The sequence below is a fragment of the Streptomyces sp. NPDC000880 genome (genome assembly GCF_053599675.1).
Map to the genome: position 1 here is coordinate 1 of NZ_JBSFMS010000222.1, position 4545 is coordinate 4545.

At 72.2% G+C, this 4545-nt stretch carries 3 protein-coding genes and 1 pseudogene; 2 read left to right on the forward strand and 2 right to left on the reverse strand.

Going from position 1 to position 4545, the window contains the following annotated elements:
- Nucleotides 1-122: 122 nt before the first annotated feature.
- Nucleotides 123-350, reverse strand: a complete 228-nt coding sequence (locus ACWDO5_RS35265; protein WP_450534614.1) for a hypothetical protein — start codon at nt 348-350, stop codon at nt 123-125.
- 83 nt (nt 351-433) lie between these two features.
- A pseudogene (locus tag ACWDO5_RS35270) lies at nt 434-899 on the reverse strand (hypothetical protein); the annotation flags it as partial.
- Between the two features lie 257 nt (nt 900-1156).
- Between ACWDO5_RS35270 and ACWDO5_RS35275 the strand changes: the two are divergent.
- Both ACWDO5_RS35275 and hemW read left to right on the forward strand, forming a co-directional pair.
- Nucleotides 1157-3109 carry a SpoIIE family protein phosphatase gene (locus tag ACWDO5_RS35275; protein WP_450534613.1) on the forward strand — a complete coding sequence of 651 codons (1953 nt, stop codon included), beginning with the start codon at nt 1157-1159 and terminating at the stop codon, nt 3107-3109.
- 40 nt (nt 3110-3149) lie between these two features.
- Nucleotides 3150-4382 carry a radical SAM family heme chaperone HemW gene (gene hemW, locus ACWDO5_RS35280; protein ID WP_450534612.1) on the forward strand — a complete coding sequence of 411 codons (1233 nt, stop codon included), beginning with the start codon at nt 3150-3152 and terminating at the stop codon, nt 4380-4382.
- Nucleotides 4383-4545: the final 163 nt, after the last annotated feature.

Genomic DNA, 4545 nt, shown 5'->3' on the forward strand with positions numbered 1-4545 from the left:
TCCCTTTCTTGAGAGACCCCCCGCCCGGCGATTGAGGACAAGGCACAGCCGGCCCGTTGGGGGCCCCGGACGGAGTCTGGGGGAGATTGAGGACACCCCCGAAGGGCGAAAGGGGGGCGGGGCTACTGGCTCCGTCCGCGGCGCAGTTCCCTCATCGTCTCCGCTATCCGAGTCAACTGCACCCGCAGTTCCGGCACATCGCTCGGGCCGCTCCGCCCCCGCTCTGTCTCTATCGCCGTCAGCCGCTTCGCGATCTGCCCCAGCTGCTCCTGCTCACCGGCCAACAGCCGCTCCAACTGGCGGTTCTTGCGGTGCAGATCGAGGAACTCACTTTCGCCCGCAGCACCCAAGGGGCGAAGGGTTTGGTCAGATAGTCCGCGGCCCCCGTCGCATACCCCCGGAACGCATAACCGCTGTCCGCGTCCGTCCCGGTCAGGACCAGTTCGACGTCGGGGTTGCGCTCCAGCGTCTCGATGCCCTCACTGCCGTTCTCCGCGTAAAGCACCGGCATGCCCACCCGGCCCAGCACATGGGTGAGCGCGAAGACATTGCGGATGTCGTCGTCGACGATGAGGACGCGACGGCCCGACAGGATGCGGCCCGCACATGCCCGACTTCCACTCCTCCAGCTTGGTGGTCGTCGGCCAGCCGTCGTCCAGCTCAAGGCGCGGAAGATGTTCGGTGTAGTGCCGCTCCGGGGAGGTCAGCGGCACGTCGTGGATGTCATGGATCTCGTGGATGTCATGGTCGCCGTGCAGAACATGGCCGTCGTAGGAGCCGTCGCTGTCGCCGCCCACCTGGCCGGGGTAGAGGACGGGCACGTACAGCGTGAATGTGGAGCCGCGGCCCGGCTCGCTCTCCGCGATGATGCGGCCGCCGAGCAGCCCCGCGATCCTCCTGAAGTCGCCGTCCCGTAATGCCGTCATCGCGGCCAACAGCGGGCGGAGCTCCGAGACGCGGATCCAGACACCGTCCGCGGGCGCCCGGACAGGCAGCCGGGAGGCCGGCTGGGCGGGAGACAACGCAATATCTTTGTTCACATCCGCCCACTTCGGTGACTCGGCGCTTATGGGCAGGCTCAGTCTGTCACTCTGTCGGTGTCATAAGCGGCGCATTGCCGGAACCGACCAGGAGCCGCACTGTGAGGCCTATTCCGATGCAGCGCGACACCGGGCAACGTTCAACTCCGCTGTACCCACTACGGGACGACGCACGGTCGATTTCCTGCACCAGCCTGCCCGGCAACCCGCTCGCGCCGTCCGCCGCGCGCCGCTTCGTGCGCGCCGCCCTCGCCGACTGGACCAACCTCGGGCTGCTCGCCACCTGCGCTTTTTGCCGGGGGAGCGGAGGGGCGACCGGCTGCTCGCCGGGAAAGCACAGTACGGACCGGCTCGCGGACGACGCCGTGTTGATCGTCAACGAACTCGTCACCAACGCCGTCGTGCACGCGGGCACCACCGTCGAACTCCTCTGCCGCCTCGAGGAGTCGGCCGACAGCGAACCCGCCGCACTGGTGATCGAGGTCTCCGACCACCACCCCGTAAGGGCCGTACGGAACGAACCGCACGACGCGGACCACACCGGCACTCCCGAGTACGGCCGCGGCCTCCACCTCGTCGGCGCGCTCGCCGAGCGCTGGGGCATCACCTATCTCGCCGCCCTCAAGACCGTCTGGGCCCGGCTCCCCGTCGACGGCTGGGACACCTGCCCGGTGCCGGGCGCCGAACCGGCGCTGCAGCGCGGGCTGCGCGCCGCCGAGATCCTCGCCCCCGCGCCGCGACGCATCGTCCGTGAGGACCAGGACTGGGTGAGCCGCGGGGCGCTCTCCTTCCTCGCCGAAGCCTCCGACCTGCTTGCCGGACAGCTCGACGAGGACATGGTCGCGGCGCTCGCCGGGCAGCTGCTGGTGCCGCGGCTCGCCGACTGGTGCGCGATCTGGCTGGACGGCGAGGCCGGGCGCTCGGGCTGGGGGCCGGGCGGCTCGGCGGGGGTGGCGCCGCGGCTCGCCAGGGTCTGGCACAGCGACGAGTCCCGTATGGAGAAGCTGCGCGAGGCCCTGGAAAAGGAGCCGCCGCTGCTGCCCGACAACCCGGGCAAGGGTCCTGTGCCGATCCCCTGGCCCGGCGACGGTGAGCCGGGCACGGGCGAGGGCACGGCCGTCGCCTACCGCCTCGTCGCGGGCGGACGCGGCCTCGGCACGCTGCTCGTGGCACGCCAGGGCCTGGCGCGCGTACCCGACGAAGTGACCGCACTGATCGAGGACTTCGCGCGGCGGGTCGCCCTGGCGATCAGCGCGGCGCGGCAGTACACCCGGCAGGCCACCATCAGCAAGGTCCTCCAGCGCGGGCTGCTGCCCGGCAAGGTCGGCGAGATCCCGGGCGTCGACCGGTTCCTGGTCTACGAGCCGAGTGACGACGGCGTCGCGGGCGGCGACTTCTACGACATCTTTCCGGCCGGCTCCGGTGGCCGCTGGTGCTTCATGCTCGGCGACGTCCAGGGCAGCGGGCCCGAGGCCGCCGTCGTCACCGGCCTCGCCCGGCCGTGGCTGCGGCTGCTCGCCCGCGAGGGATACCAGGTGGGCGAGGTGCTCGACCGGCTGAACGGACTGCTGCTCGACGACGCGATGGAGGCGGCGGAGGCGGCCGCCCTGATGGTCGCGGCGGCGGGCGGGCAGGGCGTGCCGGAGGGACCGCAGGCGCGCTTCTTGTCCCTGCTCTACGGCGAGCTGGTGCGCTCGCCGCACGGCGGTGTGCGGTGCACCATCGCGAGCGCGGGTCATCCGCTGCCGCTGCTGCTGCGTCCCGACGGCACGGTGCGTACGGCGGCGGAGCCGCAGGTGCTGCTCGGGGTCGTCGACGACGTGGCGTACCAGAGCCAGACCTTCGGTCTGGAGCCCGGAGACACGCTGCTCTGCGTCACGGACGGGGTGACCGAGCGGCGCTCCGGGCCGCGGATGTTCGACGACGGCGACGGGCTCGAGCGGGTGCTCGCGGGGTGCGCGGGGCTCACCGCGCAGGGGGTCGCGGAGCGGATCAGGCAGGCGGTGTACGAGTTCGCGGAGACGCCGCCGGGGGACGATCTGGCTCTGCTGGTGCTCCAGGCGCAGTAGCCGTTCGGGCTGACGCACAAGGTGACGGACAATGGGGGGCATGCCTTCCGTACTGCCCGATGGTGAGCCCATGCCCGAGGACGGGGTGCTGCCCGCGTCCGCGCTCCAGGGCGCCGCGGACCGGCCGCTCGCCTTTTACCTGCATGTTCCGTACTGCGCGACGCGCTGCGGCTACTGCGACTTCAACACCTACACGGCGACCGAGCTGCGCGGCTCGGGTGGCGTGCTGGCCTCCCGCGACAACTACGCCGAGACGGTGGCGGAGGAGATCAGGCTGGCCCGCAAGGTGCTGGGCGACGACCCGCGGCAGGTGCGGACGGTGTTCGTCGGGGGCGGTACGCCGACGCTGCTGGCCGCGGGAGATCTCGTACGGATGCTGGATGCCGTACGGGACGAATTCGGGCTCGCTGACGACGCGGAGATCACCACCGAGGCGAATCCGGAGTCGGTGGATCCGGAGTATCTCGCCCGGCTGCGCGCCGGGGGCTTCAACCGGATCTCCTTCGGGATGCAGAGCGCGCGGCAGCACGTACTGAAGGTGCTGGACCGTACGCATACGCCCGGCCGCCCGGAGGCGTGCGTCGCGGAGGCGCGGGAGGCGGGCTTCGGCCATGTGAACCTCGACCTGATCTACGGCACGCCGGGGGAGAGCGACGACGACTGGCGCGCGTCGCTGGCGGCGGCGGTGGCGGCCGGGCCTGACCACATCTCGGCGTACGCGCTGATCGTGGAGGAGGGCACGCAGCTGGCGCGGCGCATCCGCCGGGGCGAGGTCCCGATGACCGACGACGACGTCCACGCGGACCGGTATCTGATCGCGGACTCGGTGCTGCGGGAGGCGGGCTTCGACTGGTACGAGGTCTCCAACTGGGCGACCTCCGCGGCCGGCCGGTGCCTGCACAACGAGCTGTACTGGCGCGGCGCGGACTGGTGGGGCGCCGGCCCCGGCGCGCACAGCCACGTGGGCGGGGTGCGCTGGTGGAACGTGAAGCACCCGGGCGCGTACGCGGCGGCGCTTGCCGACTCCCGCTCGCCGGGCGCGGGCCGCGAACTGCTCTCCCCGGAGGACCGCCGGGTGGAGCGCATCCTGCTGGAACTCCGCCTCCGCGAGGGCTGCCCGCTGGACCTGCTGCGTGCGGACGGCCTTGCGGCGGCGGCCCGGGCGCTGTCGGACGGGCTGCTGGAGCCGGGGCCTTATGCCGACGGGCGTGCGGTTCTCACTCTGCGGGGCCGGCTGCTGGCGGACGCGGTGGTGCGGGACCTGGTGGACTGAGGGCGTGGGGTCGGGGGCTGTTCCCCGACCCGCCCCTTCCCGAACCGGGGCTCCGCCCCGGACCCCCCCCACACCCACGGGGAACCGGCCCCCGGGGACCACCGGGTCCGCGCCCGCCGGCACCCCCCGCCCGGCGCGATAATCCCCGATCCCGGCCGCCACT

What these genes read in the sequence shown, in the direction of transcription:
- ACWDO5_RS35275 (WP_450534613.1), top strand. Translation starts at nt 1,157, where the DNA reads ATGCAGCGCGACACCGGGCAACGTTCAACTCCGCTGTACCCACTACGG.
- hemW (WP_450534612.1), top strand. Translation starts at nt 3,150, where the DNA reads ATGCCTTCCGTACTGCCCGATGGTGAGCCCATGCCCGAGGACGGGGTG.